21 protein-coding genes are annotated in these 18,995 nt (G+C 68.5%); 14 read left to right on the forward strand and 7 right to left on the reverse strand.

Annotated features, from left to right (window positions below; genetic code table 11):
• Nucleotides 1–145 precede the first annotated feature (145 nt).
• From FBQ73_RS09450 to FBQ73_RS09475, 6 genes are all read left to right on the forward strand, one after another.
• A complete protein-coding gene (locus FBQ73_RS09450) occupies nucleotides 146–901 on the forward strand; it encodes a LamB/YcsF family protein (protein WP_138399239.1) in 756 nt (251 codons plus the stop codon).
• A complete protein-coding gene (locus FBQ73_RS09455; RefSeq protein WP_138399240.1) occupies nucleotides 885–1,643 on the forward strand; it encodes a 5-oxoprolinase subunit B family protein in 759 nt (252 codons plus the stop codon). The genes FBQ73_RS09450 and FBQ73_RS09455 overlap by 17 nt, the downstream gene beginning before the upstream one ends.
• Nucleotides 1,640–2,674 (forward strand): 5-oxoprolinase subunit C family protein, encoded by a 1,035-nt coding sequence (locus tag FBQ73_RS09460; protein WP_138399241.1) that lies wholly within the window; start codon nucleotides 1,640–1,642, stop codon nucleotides 2,672–2,674. Before FBQ73_RS09455 ends, FBQ73_RS09460 begins: the two co-directional genes overlap by 4 nt.
• A 202-nt stretch (nucleotides 2,675–2,876) precedes the next feature.
• Nucleotides 2,877–3,629 (forward strand): alpha/beta hydrolase, encoded by a 753-nt coding sequence (locus tag FBQ73_RS09465; RefSeq protein WP_138399242.1) that lies wholly within the window; start codon nucleotides 2,877–2,879, stop codon nucleotides 3,627–3,629.
• 21 nt (nucleotides 3,630–3,650) lie between these two features.
• Nucleotides 3,651–4,262: a cysteine dioxygenase family protein gene (locus FBQ73_RS09470; protein WP_138399243.1), complete on the forward strand. Its 612-nt coding sequence runs from the start codon at nucleotides 3,651–3,653 to the stop codon at nucleotides 4,260–4,262.
• Nucleotides 4,263–4,349: 87 nt separating this feature from the next.
• Nucleotides 4,350–4,841: a YybH family protein gene (locus tag FBQ73_RS09475; protein ID WP_138399244.1), complete on the forward strand. Its 492-nt coding sequence runs from the start codon at nucleotides 4,350–4,352 to the stop codon at nucleotides 4,839–4,841.
• 108 nt (nucleotides 4,842–4,949) lie between these two features.
• Here the strand turns inward: FBQ73_RS09475 and FBQ73_RS09480 are convergent, their stop codons facing one another.
• From FBQ73_RS09480 to FBQ73_RS09500, 5 genes are all read right to left on the reverse strand, one after another.
• Complete coding sequence (locus FBQ73_RS09480) at nucleotides 4,950–5,087, reverse strand: hypothetical protein (protein WP_210236736.1); 138 nt, start codon at nucleotides 5,085–5,087, stop codon at nucleotides 4,950–4,952.
• A gap of 40 nt (nucleotides 5,088–5,127) precedes the next feature.
• A complete protein-coding gene (locus FBQ73_RS09485) occupies nucleotides 5,128–5,421 on the reverse strand; it encodes a BrnT family toxin (protein WP_138399246.1) in 294 nt (97 codons plus the stop codon).
• 90 nt (nucleotides 5,422–5,511) lie between these two features.
• On the reverse strand, nucleotides 5,512–6,531 hold the full coding sequence (ilvC, locus tag FBQ73_RS09490) for a ketol-acid reductoisomerase (protein ID WP_138399247.1): 1,020 nt from the start codon (nucleotides 6,529–6,531) through the stop codon (nucleotides 5,512–5,514).
• A 167-nt stretch (nucleotides 6,532–6,698) separates the two neighbouring features.
• Nucleotides 6,699–7,214 carry an acetolactate synthase small subunit gene (ilvN, locus tag FBQ73_RS09495; protein ID WP_138399248.1) on the reverse strand — a complete coding sequence of 172 codons (516 nt, stop codon included), beginning with the start codon at nucleotides 7,212–7,214 and terminating at the stop codon, nucleotides 6,699–6,701.
• Between the two features lie 248 nt (nucleotides 7,215–7,462).
• The gene (locus tag FBQ73_RS09500) at nucleotides 7,463–9,223 is read right to left on the reverse strand and encodes an acetolactate synthase 3 large subunit (RefSeq protein WP_138399249.1); all 1,761 of its coding nucleotides are present in this window, start codon (nucleotides 9,221–9,223) and stop codon (nucleotides 7,463–7,465) included.
• A gap of 455 nt (nucleotides 9,224–9,678) precedes the next feature.
• Here FBQ73_RS09500 and FBQ73_RS09505 point away from each other — a divergent pair, with 455 nt between their 5' ends.
• The 7 genes from FBQ73_RS09505 (at nucleotide 9,679) to lpxK (ending at nucleotide 15,506) form a co-directional block, all read left to right on the forward strand.
• A complete protein-coding gene (locus FBQ73_RS09505) occupies nucleotides 9,679–10,167 on the forward strand; it encodes a hypothetical protein (RefSeq protein ID WP_138399250.1) in 489 nt (162 codons plus the stop codon).
• A gap of 37 nt (nucleotides 10,168–10,204) precedes the next feature.
• Nucleotides 10,205–11,149: a 4-hydroxybenzoate octaprenyltransferase gene (ubiA, locus tag FBQ73_RS09510; RefSeq protein ID WP_138399251.1), complete on the forward strand. Its 945-nt coding sequence runs from the start codon at nucleotides 10,205–10,207 to the stop codon at nucleotides 11,147–11,149.
• Between the two features lie 76 nt (nucleotides 11,150–11,225).
• Nucleotides 11,226–12,062 carry a 3'(2'),5'-bisphosphate nucleotidase CysQ gene (locus FBQ73_RS09515; RefSeq protein WP_138399252.1) on the forward strand — a complete coding sequence of 279 codons (837 nt, stop codon included), beginning with the start codon at nucleotides 11,226–11,228 and terminating at the stop codon, nucleotides 12,060–12,062.
• A 12-nt stretch (nucleotides 12,063–12,074) separates the two neighbouring features.
• Nucleotides 12,075–12,320: a DUF4170 domain-containing protein gene (locus FBQ73_RS09520; protein WP_138399253.1), complete on the forward strand. Its 246-nt coding sequence runs from the start codon at nucleotides 12,075–12,077 to the stop codon at nucleotides 12,318–12,320.
• A gap of 161 nt (nucleotides 12,321–12,481) precedes the next feature.
• Complete coding sequence (locus FBQ73_RS09525) at nucleotides 12,482–13,180, forward strand: lysophospholipid acyltransferase family protein (RefSeq protein ID WP_138399254.1); 699 nt, start codon at nucleotides 12,482–12,484, stop codon at nucleotides 13,178–13,180.
• Entirely contained in the window at nucleotides 13,177–14,472 is a 1,296-nt protein-coding gene (locus tag FBQ73_RS09530) for a 3-deoxy-D-manno-octulosonic acid transferase (RefSeq protein ID WP_138399255.1), read from the forward strand. The genes FBQ73_RS09525 and FBQ73_RS09530 overlap by 4 nt, the downstream gene beginning before the upstream one ends.
• A 2-nt stretch (nucleotides 14,473–14,474) precedes the next feature.
• Nucleotides 14,475–15,506, forward strand: coding sequence for a tetraacyldisaccharide 4'-kinase (gene lpxK / locus FBQ73_RS09535; RefSeq protein WP_138399256.1), 1,032 nt, complete (start codon nucleotides 14,475–14,477; stop codon nucleotides 15,504–15,506).
• Between the two features lies 1 nt (nucleotide 15,507).
• Here the strand turns inward: lpxK and FBQ73_RS09540 are convergent, their stop codons facing one another.
• Entirely contained in the window at nucleotides 15,508–15,879 is a 372-nt protein-coding gene (locus tag FBQ73_RS09540) for a DUF423 domain-containing protein (RefSeq protein ID WP_138399257.1), read from the reverse strand.
• Between the two features lie 440 nt (nucleotides 15,880–16,319).
• Between FBQ73_RS09540 and acs the strand changes: the two genes are divergently transcribed.
• A complete protein-coding gene (gene acs / locus FBQ73_RS09545) occupies nucleotides 16,320–18,275 on the forward strand; it encodes an acetate--CoA ligase (protein ID WP_138399258.1) in 1,956 nt (651 codons plus the stop codon).
• A 342-nt stretch (nucleotides 18,276–18,617) separates the two neighbouring features.
• On the opposite strand, the gene FBQ73_RS09550 is transcribed toward acs, so the two are convergent.
• Complete coding sequence (locus FBQ73_RS09550; RefSeq protein ID WP_138399259.1) at nucleotides 18,618–18,890, reverse strand: hypothetical protein; 273 nt, start codon at nucleotides 18,888–18,890, stop codon at nucleotides 18,618–18,620.
• Nucleotides 18,891–18,995 lie beyond the last annotated feature (105 nt).

An 18,995-nucleotide genomic window follows, 5' to 3' on the forward strand; every position in this document is an offset into this window, starting at 1 on the left:
ACGATGAAGCCGTCATGGCCGGGCGCGTCCCGGCCATGACGGCCGGCCGCCCGGCGGCGAAGCCCCGCCCAAGGCCGGGCCTGACGCCGGGATCGCGGCACGCCATATTCGGTCAGTATCAAGCCAATCCTGAGGGGACAGCACCATGCGGGTGGACCTCAATTCCGACCTCGGCGAGGGCTTCGGCGCCTACGCCATCACCGACGACGCAGCGCTGCTCGACATCGTCTCCTCGGCCAATCTGGCCTGCGGCCTGCACGCGGGGGACCCCGAGATCATGGCCCGGGTGTTCGCGCTGGCGAAGCAGAAGGGGGTCAGCGTCGGCGCCCATCCCGGCTTTCCCGACCTGTGGGGCTTCGGCCGGCGCCGCATCCCCTTCTCAACGGGGGAGATCGAGCGCCTCGTCGCCTACCAGGTCGGCGCCGCGCAAGGGCTGGCCGCCTATGCCGGCCATCGCGTGGCTTACGTGAAGGCCCACGGCGCCCTCTCCAACATGGCGGAGGAGACCGCGGAGGTCGCCGCTGCCATCGCCCGCGCGGTGAAGGCGGTGGACGCAAGCCTGCCCATCCTCGCTGGGCCGCTGGGGGCGCAGGCCGAGGCTTCCCGCGCGGCGGGGCTCACCCCCATCGCCGAGATCTTCGCCGATCGCGCCTATACGGAAGCCGGCCTGCTGGTGCCGCGCGGCCAGCCCGGCGCGGTCATCACCGATCCGGACGAGGCAGCCGCGCGCGTGGTCACCATGGTGAAGGCCGGGGCCATCATCACCGCATCCGGCACGCCGCTGCCCACCGAGATCGGCTCCATCTGCGTGCATGGCGATTCAGCCCATGCGGTGGAGACCGCGAGGCGCGTACGCCGACGGCTCGAAGACGAGGGCATTTCCATTGTCCCCTTCGCCTGAAAGTCCTGCGCCTGAACGTTCCGGCCCCCGATTGCTGGATGCCGGGGAAACCGCCCTCGTCGCCGAGTTCGGCAATGAGGTGGACCCCACCATCAGCGACCGTGTGCTGGCCCTTGATGCCTCCGTCACCGCGCGCGCCCTGCCCGGCGTGCGCGAGAGCGTGCCCACCTATCGCTCGCTGATGATCCATTATGACCCGCTGGTGATCGACCGCGCGACCCTCGCCGCCGAGGTGACGGCACTGGCGCAGGCCGCTCCTGCGCAAGCCCGGCGTGGCGCACTCTGGACCATCCCCTGCTGCTATGATCCCGAATTCGGCGAGGACATCGCCACCATCGCCGCCACCACCGGCCTCACCCCGGACGACGTGGTGAGGCTGCATTCCGGCGCGCGCTACCGGCTCTACATGTACGGCTTCGCCCCCGGCTTCTGCTATCTGGGCGGCCTGCCGGAGGCGTTCGCCACGGTCTCGCGCCGCCTGAAGCCGCGCCCGCCCCATCCGCCTAACGTGGTGATGATGGCGGGCGGGCTCGCCAGCATCGCCACCGTCTCCATGCCCACCGGCTGGTTCCTCGTCGGACGCACGCCGGAGCGCATGTTCTCCCTCACCCGCACCCCGACGGTGCTGCTGGACGTGGGCGACGAACTCATGTTCGAGCCCATCGACCGCGCCACCTTCGACGCGCTGGAAGCCCGTGCGGCGGCCGGCGAGGTGGTGGCGCGGCGGGAGCCCCAGCCATGAGCACTCCCGCCCTGCGCATCGTCGCGGCCGGTCCCGGCACCACCATCCAGGACAGCGGCCGGCACGGCTACCTGCGCTTCGGCGTCACCGGGGCCGGCCCCATGGACGCCCTCGCTCACGCCACCGCCAACCTCGCCGTGGGCAACGCGCCCGGCGCCAGCGCCATCGAGGTGGGGCTCGGCGGCCTCTCGCTGGCGGCCGACGACGGGCCGGTGACCCTAGCCATCGCCGGCGCGCCCTTCGCCGTGACGCTGGACGGTCAGAAGCTGGAAACCCCGCTGGTGCTGACGCTGGAGCCGGGCGCCGCCCTTTCCCTGCGCGCTGGTCCCACCGGCGCCTGGTGCTATGTGGCGGCGGCGGGCAGCTTCGTCCTCGCGCCGGTGCTGGGCTCCACCGCCACGCATACCCGTTCCGGCCTCGGCGGGCTCGACGGCGGGCCGCTGAAGGCGGGCGACCGCCTGCCCCTGGGCGCGGGGGCAGAGCTGGGCCATACCGCCCCCTCCCGCCTCATCGCCCCCTGGCTGGAGCGCTCGCGCGACGTGGTCCGCGTGGTGCTCGGCCCGCAGGATGATTATTTTGCACCCGAGGTGGTGGAGCGCTTCCTCACCCAGCCCTGGACCCTCTCCGGCCGCAGCGACCGCATGGGCTACCTGCTGGAGGGCGAGCCGCTGACCCACGCCGGCGGCTTCAACATCGTCTCCGACGGCATCGCCCATGGCGCCATCCAGGTGCCGGGCGAGGGATTGCCCATCGTGCAGATGGCCGACCGCGCGCCCACCGGCGGCTATCCCAAGATCGCCACCGTCATCGGCGCCGATCTGGGCAGCTTCGCCCAGTTGCGCCCGGGCGCCAGCTTCCGCTTCGCGGCGGTGGACATCGCCACTGCCGTGGCGGCGCGGCGGGTTCATGCCGAGGCGCTGGAGCGGCCGGTGGAGCGCGTGCCCCTCATCCGCACCGAGCTGTCATCCGAATTCCTGCTGGGCCTCAATCTGGTGGGCGGGGTGGTGAGCGCCAAAGCGCCCATCGCCTGAGGCTCACCGCCGGCCCATTTCTTGCTGGATCACTGTCGTGAAGCCCCTGCGGCAGGGGCGCGATGGCAAGTGAGGCCGGCCATGGCCTTGGCGATGAGGGTAAATTCGACCAGGCGCGCGGCTGCCCGCTCGCGTTCGGAACCCGACATGCGTGTGACAACGGCCGGCGCGCCTTGCGCCGGACATCCGTGAGGGCGCGCGGATGACCACGCACGTCGCATCCGCCGGCATCGAGATGCCGACCGACCTGCCCATCGTCGCGGGACCGAAGATCGCGGCCTTGTCCTGCGGCAAGCCGACGTGGCTGGTGGTGCTGCTGCATGAAGAAGGCACCGACGGGCAGAAGGTGATCGACCTCGCCCTCAACTGGGCGCCCGAAATGCCCAAGGCCGATTTCCTCGCCGCCGAGGCCCCCTTCCCCGCCCCCGGCGGCGGCCGGAGCTGGTTTCCCTCCGAGGCCATGACGCAGGAAGCCATCTCCGAAGGCCTCGCCACCGCCGGGCCGTGGCTCGACGCCTTCCTCGACCGCATGCTGGCCGAGCGCCGGCTTCCGGACAGCCACCTTGCTCTGGTGGGCTTCTCGCAGGGGGCCATACTGGCGCTCCATGTGGGGCTGCGCCGCGCCGCATCCCCCGCCCTCGTCATCGGCTTCTGCGGCGCGCTGCCCGAGGCGGATGATCTCTCCGGCGAGATCCGCGCGCGGCCGTCGGTGCTGCTGATCCATGGGGAGGAGGACGCGGTTGTTCCCTTCGACCAGATGGTCGCCACCCGCGAGCGGCTGAAGGCGCTGGGCGTGCCGGCAAAAAGCATGCGCCGGCCGGGCCTCGGCCACACCGTCGACGACGACGGCATCCTCGCCGCCGGAACGGTGCTGGCCGCCACGCTGGTGAAGCCGCCGGCAGCGAAGGCCGATCATGACCACGACGAGCATGATGACCACGATCACGACCACTGAGCCCGACGCGAGGACCCGCCCGTGACAGAACCCGTTCCGCCCGCCCTCAAGCGCTTCATCTGGGACATCCAGTCCATGGTGGAGCTGGCGGACGACCCGCGCGAGATCCTGATGATCGGCGCCGACCTCATGGGCCGCCTCGTCGCCACCGACGACTGGCTGCCGGCTGTGTTCGCCACGGCCGGGGATGTGCCGTTCCGCCAGTACCAGCTTTATGCGGACGGCATGGAGCGCTTCACCGTGGTCGCCACGGTTCTGTCGGGCGGCGCCGACCTGCCCCTCTGCCAGGAACCATTCTGGGAGATTTCCGGGGTGCTGCGCGGCGCCCTCCACCGCCAGCGCTTCGCCCTGCCCGACAGCGCCGCCCCCGCACCCCGCGCGCCGGTGAAGACGTTGCCGGCTGGCAACGTGGAGACCTTCTCCCCCAAGGGCGGCGACGGCCTGAAGATCGCCAATGCCTCAGAGGCGGAGGTGGCCATCGCCATCCAGGTTTATGGTGGGGAAATCGGCGGTCTCGCGCGCCGCGCCATCACGGCGGAGGGTGGCGCCTCGACCTTCGCCAGCCTCTACGCCAACCCGCCGGAAGCGCCGGCCTACGACATCCTCACCATCCAGACCCAGATCGTGGATTGAGCCCGGCGACGGCCGCGCTATCCTCGCCGCGACCTTGAGCCGGACGGGCGTGCGCCCGCCGGGGATCGGGCCAGCTTGGAGAACCCCATGATGCGCCGCGCCGCGCTGCCTCTCGCTTCGGTGGCGCTTGCTCTGGCGATGGCGCTGCCGCTGCGGGCAGCCGCCGCCGGCGAGACCGCCCAGGCCGCCGATCAGGCCGCGATCCGTGCCCGCCTCACGGGCTGGGCCGAGGCCTTCAATGCGGGCGACGCCGGCCGCGTCTGCGACCTCTTCGCCGACGACCTGCAATCGGACGTGGAAACCGCCCCTGCCGGCGACAAGGCGTCCGTGTGCACCCGCCTGAAGGCCGCACTGGCAAAGCCGGACCGCCGGCTCACCTACGCGGTGGCGATCCACGACATTCTGGTTTCAGGCGACATGGCCGCGGTCCGCCTCACCTGGACCTCCACGCTGAGCGCGGCGGGCGAGAACACGCCCGACAGGAGCGAGAGCTGGGCGGAGCAGGGGCTGGATGTCTTCCGCCGCGATCCGGACGGCGTCTGGCGCATCGTCCGCTATATGGCGTTTGGGACGCGCTGAGGCGGGGAAGCTGGGTGGGCGATCTGGGTGCGGGGAGCTTGACGGCGGCCGTTCCACAGGGCGGTGCGGTCATCCGCACACAAGCCCCTCGCGCAATGGCGCGCCAGCCTATTCGGCAGCTTCCTTCGGCGGCTTGCGCCGGCTTTTCGCAGGGATGACGAGATCGAACTCGGCGAGTTCCTCGTCGGTCGGAAGAGAAGTATCCGGATCTGCCTTTGCCGCCTCGATAATCTCAGCGTCAGTCATCGCGTCCACCTTCGACCAATCGAAGGTGCGCAAGAGACGTTCAGCTTCCTCGAGTTGCTTTTTCGTAGGCACGCCGTTCACTCCGATGCGCAGCCCGGACGGAGATGATGCGTCGTCTCGTGCCACGCCAGATATAAACGCAGAATAGCACGCGATCGGCCACTTCTGCCATGGCTTCCACGCGGGCCTCGCCGGCGACCTGCTTCGGAGAGAGACGTTCAAAGCGCGGCCGGCCATCAAAAATGACCGCCGCAAAGAAGAGCGGCAAACCGTGCTTCACACGGTTTGCCGCGTCCTTGTCATCGTGCCATTCGAGGTCGTCGGTCTCGCCCACGAATGCCTCCCAGTCCAGATTTTTTGAATCTACACCGGTGACGTTGCAGCGGGGTTAAAGAACCTTTAACCACGAATGGGCGGCTCGCCCTCAGTTCTTGGTCTTGTCCACGAGGGCCTTGGCCTTGATCCAGGGCATCATGGCGCGCAGCTTCTCGCCCACTTCCTCGATGGGGTGGGCGTTGGCGCGGGCGCGGGTGGCCTTGAAGGAGGCCTGGTTCACCTTGTTCTCCAGCATCCAGTCGCGGGTGAACTTGCCGGTCTGGATGTCGGTGAGCACGCGCTTCATCTCCGCCTTGGTCTCGGGGGTGATGATGCGGGGGCCGGTGACGTATTCGCCGTATTCGGCGGTGTTGGAGATGGAATAGTTCATGTTGGCGATGCCGCCCTCATAGATGAGGTCGACGATGAGCTTTACCTCGTGGAGGCACTCGAAATAGGCCATCTCCGGGGCGTAGCCGGCTTCCACCAGGGTCTCGAAGCCGGCGCGGATCAGCTCCACGAGGCCGCCGCAGAGCACCACCTGCTCGCCGAACAGGTCGGTCTCGCACTCTTCCTTGAAGGTGGTCTCGATGACGCCGGCGCGGCCGCCGCCGATGGCCGAGGCGTAGCTGAGGCCGAGGTCATGGGCATTGCCCGAGGCGTCCTGGGCGATGGCGATGAGGGTCGGCACGCCGCCGCCGCGCTGGTATTCGGAGCGCACGGTGTGGCCGGGGCCCTTGGGGGCCACCATCAGCACGTCGAGGTCGGGGCGGGGCTCGATGAGGTTGAAGTGTACGTTGAGGCCGTGGGCGAACAGCAGCGCCGCGCCGTGCTTCATGTTGTCGGCGAGGCTCTCGCGATAGATGTCGCCCTGCAGTTCGTCCGGGGTGAGCATCATCACCACGTCGGCCCACTTGGCGGCGTCGGCGGGGCTCATCACCTTGAAGCCCTCGGCCTCGGCCTTCTTGGCGGTGGCGGAGCCGGGACGCAGGGCGACCACGACGTCCTTCACGCCCGAGTCGCGCATGTTCAGCGCATGGGCATGACCCTGGCTGCCATAGCCGACGACGGCGACCTTCTTGCCCTTGATCAGGTTCAGGTCGGCATCGCGATCGTAGTAAACGCGCATCGTTTTCTCCTTATGGGCGTTGTCTTGAATGTCGGTTTGATCCGCGCCGGGCGTCCCTTTGCACCGGATCGCGGGAAATGGGAACAGCCGTTCGCGCCGGAGGGCGGCTTTCCCGCCCTGCCCCGGCGCGAGGCGCTGCCTCAAATGATGAACGGGAACATCCCGTCCTACATGGCCTCCGGCCCGCGGGAGATGGCGACCACGCCGGTGCGCGCCACTTCCACGAGGCCCAGCGGCTCCATGAGCCAGGCGAACTGGTCGATCTTGTCGGACTTGCCGGTGATCTCGAACACGAAGCTCTCGCGGGTGGCATCGATGACCCGGGCGCGGAACGCCTCGGCAAGGCGCAGCGCCTCGCCGCGGGCCTCGCCCAGTCCGCGCACCTTCACCATGGCCAGCTCCCGCTCCAGCGCGGTGCCCTCGACCGTGAGGTCGCGCACCTTGTGCACTGGCACCAGCCGGTCGAGCTGGTTCTTGATCTGCTCGATCACCATGGGGGTGCCGGTGGTGACGATGGTGATGCGCGACAGGCGCCCCTCGTGGCTCACCTCGGACACGGTGAGACTGTCGATATTGTAGCCGCGGCCGGAGAACAGGCCGATGACGCGCGCAAGCACGCCCGGCTCGTTGTCGACGAGGACGGAGAGGGTGTGGCGCTCGATGGGCTCGGGGGATTGGGACATGGCTGGGCTCTGAAGGAAAGGTGTCGGCGGGATCCCTTCCCCCGCAAGCGGGAGAGGGCCAGGAAAGGGGCTGTCAGCGGCCGGGACGGATGCAACCGGGGCGGCGGGGGGACGGCGGGGCAAGGCATGGTGCCGAGCCACTCGCCATGGCGAAGAGGGCCTGCCCCCTCCCCGGCCCTCCCCCGCAAGCGGGAGAGGGGGTAGGGGCGGCGCGTGTCAGCGCATTCCGCCCCGGTCGCGACCGTGCCTCACACCAGCATCTTGCCCTCGTCGGTGATGGCCTCGTCGAGGTCGATGGCCATGTCGCCGAGGATCATCTCGTTGTGGGCGCGGCCCGACGGGATCATGGGGAAGCAGTTCTCCTGCTGGTCCACGATGCAGTCGAAGATCACCGGGCGCTTCACGTTGATCATCTCCTGGATCGCCGCGTCGAGGTCGCCGGGCTTCTCGCAGCGGATGCCCACGCCGCCGTAGGCGTCGGCCAGCTTCACGAAGTCGGGCAGCGCTTCCGAATAGGAGTGGGAATAGCGCCCGCCGTGCAGCAGCTCCTGCCACTGGCGCACCATGCCCATGTAGCGGTTGTTGAGGATGAAGACCTTGACCGGCAGGTCGAACTGCACCGCCGTGGACATCTCCTGCATGTTCATGAGGATGGAGGCCTCGCCCGCGATGTCGATGCACAGCGCGTTCGGGTGGGCCTTCTGCGCGCCGATGGCGGCGGGCAGGCCGTAGCCCATGGTGCCGAGGCCGCCGGAGGTCATCCAGCGGTTCGGCTCCTCGAAGCGGAAGAACTGCGCCGCCCACATCTGGTGCTGGCCCACTTCCGTGGAGATGTAGACGTCCTTGTCCTTGGTGGCCGCGTAGAGGCGCTCGATGGCGAACTGCGGCTTGATGATCTCGTCCGACGGGCGATAGGCGAGGCAGTTGCGCGACCGCCAGCGCTCGATCTGGGCCCACCAGGCGGCGAGCGCCGGCTGGTCGATCTTCAGCGAACGAGCGTTCCAGGCCTCGACCATGTCGGCGAGCACGCGGGTGCAGTCGCCGATGATGGGCAGGTCCACCTTCACGTTCTTGTTGATGGAGGACGGGTCGATGTCGATGTGGATTTTCTTGGAGCCCGGCGCGAAGGCGTCGAGGCGACCGGTGATGCGGTCGTCGAAGCGCGCGCCGATGCAGACCATCACGTCGCAATCGTGCATCGCCATGTTGGCTTCATAGGTGCCGTGCATGCCCAGCATGCCCAGCCATTGCCGGTTCGCCGCCGGGAAGGCGCCGAGGCCCATCAGCGTCGAGGTGACCGGCACGCCGGTGAGGCGCGCCAGCTCGCGCAGCAGGCGGCTCGCCTCCGGCCCGGAATTGATGACGCCGCCGCCGGTGTAGAAGATGGGCTTCTTCGCGCCCGCGATCATCTCCACTGCTGCAGAGATCTGCGCGTCCTCGGCCTTCAGCTTGGGCCGGTAGGTCTTGTGCTGGATGTTCTCGCGGCCGATGTAGGTGCCGGTGGCGAACTGGACATCCTTGGGGATGTCCACCACCACCGGGCCGGGACGGCCGTTCTGCGCCACGTAGAAGGCCTCGTGCAGCACGCGCGCGAGGTCGTTCACGTCGCGCACGAGATAATTGTGCTTGGTGCAGGGCCGTGTGATGCCCACAGTGTCGCATTCCTGGAACGCGTCATTGCCGATGAGGTGGGTCGCCACTTGCCCGGTGATGCAGACCAGGGGAATCGAATCCATCAGCGCGTCGGTGAGGCCGGTGACCGCATTGGTGGCGCCAGGGCCGGAGGTGACGAGCACCACGCCGACCTTGCCGGAGGAGCGGGCATAGCCCTCCGCCGCATGAACCGCCGCCTGCTCGTGACGGACCAGGATGTGCTCGATGGCGTTCTGCTGGAACAGCGCGTCATAGATCGGCAGCACCGCCCCGCCCGGATAGCCGAAGAAGTGCTCGACACCCTGGTCGGCGAAGGCGCGCATCACCATTTCGGCGCCGGTCATCTGGATGCTCATGGTCTGCAACTCCATCAGGGGCGCCTTCGGCCCCGCCGGGCTCAAGCCGGCAAATCTTGCATCAACGCCGGCACGCCGGCATCTCGGTCACGAATGGCGGCCGGTGCCGGACGCCGAAGCCCTTCAGAAACGACGAAGGGGCCCGAAGGCCCCTCGTCACGCGCCACCTCGTCTGCCGCAGCCCTCAGGCTGGACAAAAAGTGGCGCGCCACCCTACGAGAAGAATAACGATCTTGCGCATGTCGGCGCTGTCCCTTTCAAAAGTTGCGCGAAGCTACCCATGCGCAGGCCGCACGTCAAGCGGTGCCACAGGACTTCTGAGGCCGGATCGCAAAATTCCGTTAGGGAACGAATGATAGGCTCTCTTCGCCGTCCGCCCCGATATTGCCCCATCTTTGGGCTGTGTATATCACCACAAGGTTCCGCAGGGGTGGAATGAGGAGGGGCTCGGCCTCATGAAGAAACTGACGCTCGCATTCGCCACGGCGGCCGCACTGGCCGGGACCGCGCTGTCGACAGGCGCCGCACTGGCGGATTGCCAGAGCGATGTCGCCTCCGTGCGCGGGGAGCTGGAAGAGAAGGGCAAGGCCCTCCAGGCCGCCATCAAGAAGAAGGCCGATCCCCAGACCCTGTGCCCGCTGTTCCGCGCCTACACCGCCTCCGAGGCCAAGTGGGTGAAGTTCCTGGGCGACAACAAGGACTGGTGCCAGATCCCGCCCCAGGCCATCGAAAATGCCGCCGAAGGCGCCAAGAAGTCGGTGGGCATCCGCAACAAGATTTGCGAAGCCGCCGCCAACGGTGGCGCCGCGCCCGGCGGCGGGGCCGCCAAGCCGCCGCCGCAGGGTTCCCTGTCCAGCGCGCTCGGCATCACCACCGGCTATAGCCTTGGCTCGCAGAAGAGCGGTGGCGTGTTCGACACGCTGAACGGCAACGCGCTGAAGTGAGGCCGTCGGATTGCCCTCGGGTTCCCGCGATGGGGCGATGCCCCCACCTGTCGCCGACGCCTCGCACGGTAACTGGGTAGATCGTTTCGCGCCCCTGCGCGTGCGCCCCTATCTGCGACTCGCCCGGCTGGACCGGCCCATCGGCTCGTGGCTGCTGCTGTTGCCGTGCTGGTGGTCCACCGCGCTTGCCGCTATCGCCGACGACGCCCCCTATCCCGATCCCCGGCTGCTGGTGCTGTTCGCCATCGGCGCCGTAGCCATGCGCGGCGCCGGCTGCACCTGGAACGACATCCTCGACCGCAAGATCGACCGGCAGGTGGCCCGCACCCGCAACCGCCCCGTGGCTTCGGGCGCCGTGAGCGTACCGGCGGCCTTCGCCTTCCTCGCGGCGCAGGCCCTCGTCGGGCTCGCAGTGCTGCTGTCGCTGCCCCATTTCGCCATCGTCACCGGCCTGGCGTCCCTGGGTGTGGTGGCCATTTACCCGCTGATGAAGCGCGTCACTTCGGTGCCGCAGCTCATCCTGGGCATCGCCTTCTCGTGGGGCGCGCTCATGGGCTGGGCCAGCGTGATGCGCACCATCGCCGACCCGGCCCTGCTGCTGTTCGCCGGCTGCGTGCTGTGGGTGTTCGCCTACGACACCATCTATGCCCACCAGGACAAGGAGGACGACGCCATCGTGGGCGTGCGCTCCACCGCGCTGCTGTTCGGCCGCAGCACGGCTTTGGTAGTGGCGCTCTGCTATACTTTGGTCGTGGTCCTGTTCGGCATCGCCCTGCTGTCGGTGCCCTCCGGCCCGTTCGCGGTCATGGGCCTGATCGGCTTCGCCATGCACTTGGCCGGGCAGGTGCGCCGACTCGACATCGACGACGGCGCACGCTGCCTCAGCGTATTCAAGTCCAACCGCGACGCCGGCCTGATCCTGTTCGCGGGCCTTGCCCTCGACACCCTGGTGCCCAACACGCTCGCGCCGCTTCTGCCCTGAGGCGAGGCGCGGCATTGACGCAGTGCAGCACAAGTCTTCTTGCCTCAGGACGCCGACGCCCCTATGTGGCAGGCCCATGAGCGTCGAGCCCACGAGCGGCCCCGACGGGCCTGACCCCGCCCCCCTGGCGCGCCAGCTCACCGAGACGGTGACGGCGGCGGGCGAGATCGCGCTCGCCATGTTCCAGGCTGGCGTGAAATCCTGGACCAAGGGCAACAATTCCCCCGTCACCGAGGCGGACATGGCGGTGGACGCCTTTCTCCACCGCCACCTCACCGCGCTGGATGCCGGCATCGGCTGGCTCTCCGAGGAATCCGCCGACGGCCCGGCGCGCCTCGGCACCCGCCGGCTGTGGGTGGTGGATCCCATCGACGGCACCCGAGGCTTCATGGCCGGCGGCCATGACTGGGCGGTCTCGGTGGCGCTGGTGGAAGAGGGCCGGCCCGTTCTCGCCGCCCTGTTCGCCCCCGCCACCGGGCAGCTGTTCACCGCCGAGGCCGGCCGGGGCGCCGTGCTCAATGGCGCTCCGTTGAAGGTGAAGCCCTGCCATACCCTCGACGGGGCCCGAGTGGCCGGCCCTCCCGCAGATCTTGACGCCCTCGCCCGGCGTGCGTCGGTGGAGCGCCTGCCGCGCATCCGCTCGCTGGCATTGCGCATCGCCCGCGTCGCCACGGGAGAGATCGACATCGCCTTCGCCGCCGGCAACAGCAGTGACTGGGACCTGGCGGCCGCCGACCTCATCGTGCACGAGGCCCACGGCCTTCTGACCACCCGCGACGGCATGCCCTTGCGCTACAACGCGCCGGATCCGCGCCACCCCGCGCTCATCTGCGCCAGCCCCGCGCTTCACGCCGCGCTGGTGGAGAATGCGCCCCCGCCCCCGTTTTTCAACACCACTTTGGATCAGCGCTAGTTGGGAAAAGCCATGACTGACACACACAAGCAGTTGCCCCACCTCGTCTTCGGCGGTGAGCTCACCACCCTCGACGGCTCCGAATTCAAGGATCTCTCCAAGCTCGACATCGTCGGCATCTTCCCTGACTATGCCAGCGCGGCCGCCGCCTGGAAGGCGAAGGCGCAGCAGACGGTGGACAACGCCCTGATGCGCTATTTCGTCGTGCACCTGCACCGCCTGCTGGATCCCGAAACCGGCAAGGTCCAGGGCAGCTGACGCAGTGTAATGCCCGCCCCCCGGGGGCGGGCTCCATGAGGGGAAGCGGTCGGGACGCACAGGCCCGGCCTGCCCTTCCGTCTCCAAGATGAATAAGAAGGGGCGTTGGCTGGACCCGGCGATAAGCCGCCGGCCGCATAGCCCGGAGCAAAGACCAAAAGATGTGGCGGCGACTGAGGACAAACCACGCCTTCAAAGTGGCGGCGGGCACGACGTTCGCGTCCTATTTCAAGCTCGTGGCCCACACCACGCGGTTCGTGATCGAGCCGCCGGACATCTTCGAGACCATTGACGAGCGCATGCCGGTGATCATCACCTTCTGGCATGGGCAGCATTTCCTGACACCCTTCGCCATGAAGCCCCATCACAAGGCGAAGGTGCTCATCTCCCGCCACGCGGATGCGGAGATCAACGCCATCGCCGCCGAGAAGCTGGGGGTGGGCACCATCCGCGGCTCCGGCGCCACCTCCCGCAACGATTTCCACCGCAAGGGCGCGGTCTCCGCGACCTATGAGATGCTCGATACCCTGGAACAGGGCATCAACGTGGCCATGACCGCCGACGTGCCGAAGATCGCGCGCAGGGCTGGCATGGGCGTCGTGACCATTGCGCGGTATTCGGGACGCCCTATCATCCCGCTCGCCATGGCCACCCGCAACCGCATCACCCTGAAGAGCTGGGACCGCGCCAGCCTCAACCTGCCGTTCGGCCGGGGCGCCGCCGTGGTGGGCGAGCCCATCTTCGTGCCGCGCGAGGCGGACGAGGCGACCATGAAGGCCGCCCGCGACCTGGTGCAGGCCCGGCTTGAAGCCGTCACCGCCCGGGCCGAGGCCCTTGCCGCCGGAGCAGGCTCCGTATGAAGGGTCGCGCCCTGCCCCTGACCCTGCGCCTCTACCGGGGCGCGAGCGCCGCGGCCTCGCTCCTCGCTCCGGCCTGGCTCTCCTACAGGGTGCGCAAGGGTAAGGAAGATCCCTCCCGCCTCGCCGAGCGGCGCGGACATCCCAGCGCCGAACGCCCGGACGGACCGCTGGTGTGGGTGCATGGGGCCAGCGTCGGCGAGGTGATCTCGGTGCTGCCGCTGATCGAACGCCTCGATGCGCGCGGCTTCAAGGTGCTTTTGACCTCGGGCACCCTCACCTCCAGCCGGGTGGCCGCAACCCGCGCCCCGCCCGGGGTGATCCACCAGTTCGTACCGCTCGATGCGCGCGGCTTCATCGCCCGTTTCCTCGACCACTGGGCGCCGGACCTGGTGCTTCTGGCCGAATCGGAGCTGTGGCCCAACCTGATCGCTGAGCTGGGCCGGCGCGGCACCCCGGTGGTACTGGTGAACGGCCGGCTGTCCGAGCGCTCGTCCAAGCGCTGGGCCCGCCTGCCCAAGAGCGCCCGCGCCTTGCTCTCGCGCATCGACCTTTGCCTGGCCCAGAGCGCGGAGGACGCGGCGCGCTTCCGCGCTCTGGGCACGCCACGCGTCGAAATCTGCGGAAATCTCAAGTTCGACGTGCCGCCGCCCGGCGTGGATGCCGCCGAGCTGAAGCGCTTCGGCCTCGCCGTGGGCAAGCGACCGGTGCTGCTGGCCGCCTCAACCCACGAGGGGGAGGAAGGCGCGATCATCGAGGCCCATCGCATCATCACCTCGCGGATTCCCGACCTGCTCACCATCATCGCCCCGCGCCATCCCGAGCGCGGCACCGAGGTGGCGGAGCTGGCCGAGGCCGCCGGCCTTGCTCCGCGCCAACGCACCTTCGACGAATGGCCCGACGCGGACACCGGCATCTATGTGGCCGACACCATCGGAGAGCTGGGCCTGTTCTACCGCCTGGCGCAGGTGGCCTTCATGGGCGGCTCGCTGGTGGAGCACGGCGGGCAGAACCCCATCGAGCCGGCCAAGCTCGGCACGGTGGTACTCCACGGTCCCCATGTGTGGAACTTCGCCGCCGTCTATGAAGCCCTCGACACCAACGAGGGCGCGGCAGAAGTAGCCGACGCCATGGGCATCGCCCGCGCCGCCTATGCCCTGATGCAAGACAGCCAGATTCAGGGCCATATGGCCGACGCCGCCTTCGCCACCGTCACCGCTTTGGGCGGCGCGCTGGATCGCACGCTCTCGGCCATCGAGCCCTATCTCATCCAGATCCGCCTCGAGGCCCGCTGAAGATGCGCGCGCCCGCCTTCTGGTGGCGCCGCCCGGGTCTTGCGAGTGCCTTGCTCTCCCCCGTCGGTGCCGTGGTGGGTGCCATCGCGCTCGCCCGCATGGGCAAGGCCGGCGGGCGGGTGGAGGCCCCGGTGCTGTGCATCGGCAATCCCACCGTGGGCGGCGCCGGCAAGACGCCCACGGCCATCGCCCTGCTCCGGCGGCTCACCGCCCGTGGCGCCACGCCCTTCGCCCTGCTGCGCGGCCATGGCGGCGCGGCGCCGATGCCGCTAAAGGTGGATTCCGCGATCCACGGCGCCGACGCGGTAGGCGACGAAGCCCTGCTGCTGGCCCGCCACGCCCCCACCATCGTCGCCGGCGGCGCCCGCCGGGTCGGCGCCGAGATGGCGGTGGCGGTAGGGGCGAGCCACATCGTGATGGATGACGGCTTCCAGAATCCGTCCCTGCACAAGGATGTGTCGGTTCTGGTGGTGGATGGGGCCGTGGGCGCCGGCAATGCCTGCGTCACCCCCGCCGGCCCGCTGCGGGCGCCGCTCCTGCCTCAATTGGCCCGCGCCGACGCGGTGCTGGTCGTGGGCGACGGGTCAGCGGGGGAGAAGGTGGCCGCCGAGGCCGCACAAGCAGGATGCACCGTGCTGCGCGGGCGGCTGGTGCCCGATCCGGCGGCGGTGGCGGCATTGCGCGGGGTACCGCTCATCGCCTTCGCCGGCATCGGCCGGCCGGAGAAATTCTTCGCGACGCTGGAAGGGGAAGGGCTGACCCTGCTGGCGCGGCACGCCTTCGCCGACCATCATCCGTTCCGCCCCGCCGAAATCGCCCGCCTCGTCGAGGCCGCGCGGGCGCAGGGCGCCCGTCTGGTGACCACGCAAAAGGACAGGATCCGCCTTTCCGCGCCGGCCTTCGCCGGGCCGGAGTTCGCGACCGTGGTCGACGCCATCGCCACCCTGCCGGTCACCCTCGCCCTCGATGATCCCCATGGGCTCGACGCCCTTGTGGACCTCGCCGAAACCCGCTTTCAGGCGCGGCGCTTTTAACTCAGGCCCGGCGCGCGACGAGGGCGCTGGCCCCGACCGTGAGCCAGCCAAGGATCATCAGCGAGCCGCCGAAAGGCGCGCTGCCGCCCAGAAGCTTGACTTCCATCAAGGCCCGCGACGCCAGATCACCGGAAAACAGCAGGGCGCCGAGCGCGATGGCGCTCGCACCCAATTGCAACACCACGCGTCCGCGCCCAAGCATGAGGCCGATGGCGCAGAGCCCCACCAGGGCGGAGGCGTGGAACAGGAGGAAATGGGCGGCCGTCTCCAGATTCGACCCGCCGCCCACATGGGCCGCGGCGGCGGCGCTGGCTACACCTGCGGCACCCATGAGGCCGGCAAGGACGACAAGAACACGGGTCCAGGGGGTCATGAAGCGGGGTCCGGTTCAGGAAGGGGACGGCAAAATCTTGCCGCAGGGTCAAGGATCTCGCAGATGCGGTGGTTCAGCTCTTCTATAGGGCGACGGCCGCCGCTGCGAAATGCCGGGTTGCTGCGGCATCTGCGAACAGTTTCGGGAGAGTGCGGGGCAGCATTTTCGACGGTGTCCGCTGCAAGCCGGTTGTAGCGGACCGAAGGGCGATTGCGTCCGCAAGTACGTTGAAACACAAGGCCTTGCCGGATCGGCTAGCACTGCAGGCCGGCCGGCGCGGGCTTTTGCGGAGGCGACGAAGGGCTATGCACCCAAAGTCGTCCCCATCACCGCCTTGTGGAGCTTCCTGCCTCTCCCCATAATCCGGCCCAACCGAAGCGGAACAATCCGCCATAAACGAAGGATCGCGGGAAACGCGCCCGCGCGAGGGAGGCAAGAGCATGTCCGACAAGATCTACGACGTTCCCTCCGAATGGGCCCAGAAGGCCTATGTGGACGATGCGCACTATCAGTCCATGTACGCCGCCTCGGTGAACGACCCGGATGCCTTCTGGGGCGAGCACGGCAAGCGCATCGACTGGTTCACGCCCTACACCAAGGTGAAGAACACCTCGTTCGATCCCGGCCACGTCTCCATCAAGTGGTTCGAGGACGGCATCACCAACGTCGCCTACAATTGCGTCGACCGTCACCTCGAGACCCGCGGCGACCAGGTGGCCATCATCTGGGAAGGCGACAGCCCGGACGAGAGCCGCAACATCACCTATCGCGAACTCTCCAGCGAGGTGAACAAGCTCGCCAACGTGCTGCGCAACCGCGGCGTGGAGAAGGGCGACCGCGTCACCATCTATCTGCCGATGATCCCCGAGGCGGCGTTCGCCATGCTCGCCTGCGCGCGGCTCGGCGCGGTACATTCCATCGTCTTCGGCGGCTTCTCCCCGGACAGCCTCGCCGGCCGCGTGGCCGACTGCGGCTCCAAGTGCATCATCACCGCCGACGAAGGCCTGCGCGGCGGCCGCAAGGTGCCGCTGAAGGCCAATGTGGACGCGGCGATCGCCCAGATCGAAGGCGGCGTGGACCATGTGATCGTGGTGCGCCGCACCGGCGGCAAGGTGGATATGACCCCCGGCCGCGACGTCTATTACGACGAAGCCTGCGCCATGGTCACTGACGAATGCCCGGCTGAGCATGTGCACGCGGAAGATCCGCTGTTCATCCTCTACACCTCCGGCTCCACCGGCAAGCCGAAGGGCGTGCTGCACACCACCGGCGGCTATCTCGTCTATGCGTCCATGACGCATCAATACATCTTCGACTACCACCCCGGCGACATCTACTGGTGCACCGCCGACGTGGGCTGGGTGACGGGCCATTCCTACATCGTCTATGGCCCGCTCGCGAACGGCGCCACCACGCTGATGTTCGAGGGCATCCCCAACTATCCCAGCGTGTCGCGCTTCTGGGACGTGATCGACAAGCACCAGGTCAACATCTTCTACACCGCCCCCACCGCCATCCGCTCGCTGATGCAGGCGGGCGAGGAGCCGGTGAAGCGCACGTCGCGCTCTTCGCTGCGACTGCTCGGCTCGGTGGGCGAGCCCATCAATCCGGAAGCCTGGGAGTGGTACTACCGCGTGGTGGGCGAGGAGCGCTGCCCCATCGTGGACACCTGGTGGCAGACCGAGACCGGCGGCATCCTCATCACCCCCCTGCCCGGCGCCACCAAGCTGAAGCCCGGCTCCGCCACCCGCCCCTTCTTCGGCGTGCTGCCCGAGGTGGTGGACGCGGAAGGCAAGGTGCTTGAGGGCGCCTGCGAGGGCAACCTCGTGATCGCCGACAGCTGGCCGGGCCAGATGCGCACGGTCTACGGTGACCATGAACGCTTCGAGCAGACCTACTTCTCCACCTATCCCGGCAAGTACTTCACCGGCGACGGCTGCCGCCGCGACGCGGACGGCTTCTACTGGATCACCGGCCGCGTGGACGATGTGATCAACGTGTCCGGCCACCGCATGGGCACGGCGGAGGTGGAAAGCGCCCTCGTCGCCCATCCCAAGGTGTCGGAAGCCGCCGTGGTGGGCTTCCCCCACGACATCAAGGGCCAGGGCATTTACGCCTATGTCACCCTGATGGACGGCCAGGAACCCACCGAGGAACTGCGCAAGGAGCTGGTGAACTGGGTGCGCCGCGAGATCGGCCCCATCGCCTCGCCGGACCTGATCCAGTTCGCGCCGGGCCTGCCCAAGACGCGCTCCGGCAAGATCATGCGCCGCATCCTGCGCAAGATCGCCGAGGACCAGTTCGAAAGCCTGGGCGACACTTCGACCCTCGCCGATCCCGGCGTGGTGGAAGACCTCATCCACAACCGCCAGAACAAGCGCGACGCGGCAGCCTGAGCCACATCGCCTTCTGAAAGCGAAACCGGCGTCCCTCGGGGCGCCGGTTTTGTTTTTGGGGCCTTTGGACATCGAGGTCGGAGCCGGCTGAGACCCGGCAATAACCGGCTATCTATCCCATATAGCCGCCGTCATGCCCGGCCTTGTGCCGGCCATCCACGCGGGGCGGCTGGGACGGATTTTCGCGCTCTTACACCAGCGGCTCGGCGGGGATGCCCCGAACCTGCATGATTGCGGGTTCCGTTCGCAGAGGCTCAAGGCAGCAACAGCCGACTTCCGGGACACGCCCGAGCATGAGGCTCCCGGCCGGGTCTCAGTCTTATCGAATAAAAAGAAGCACCCTCAGTGCGTCAGACCGGCGATGGTATAATCGCCCGCCGCAACGCGCTCGGCGACGCGGGCCATGTATTCGGCGCTCGCGGTCTCGCCATAGGTGGCGACAAGGCTGCGCAGGGCGGTGAACAGCGCCGCCTGTACCAGGCAGTCTTCGTCGAGCCCCTCGCGCACGGCCTCCACCCACGCATCGTTCAGATAGGTGAGCGCGGCGTGGCGGTCGTCCGCGGCCATGTCAGCGATCTCGGGAAGGGCGATGGCTGGGGTGGGCAAGGTCGACACGGCAAGGCCTCCGCGCCGCGAAAATCATGCGGCGCTCCGCACTCTCTAGCATGTCGCGCGCAGGCATTCAGGCCAGTTCTGACCAAAAGGTTAACGCCGGAATTC

Source organism: Xanthobacter autotrophicus, from assembly GCF_005871085.1.
Taxonomy (GTDB): Bacteria; Pseudomonadota; Alphaproteobacteria; order Rhizobiales; family Xanthobacteraceae; genus Xanthobacter; species Xanthobacter autotrophicus.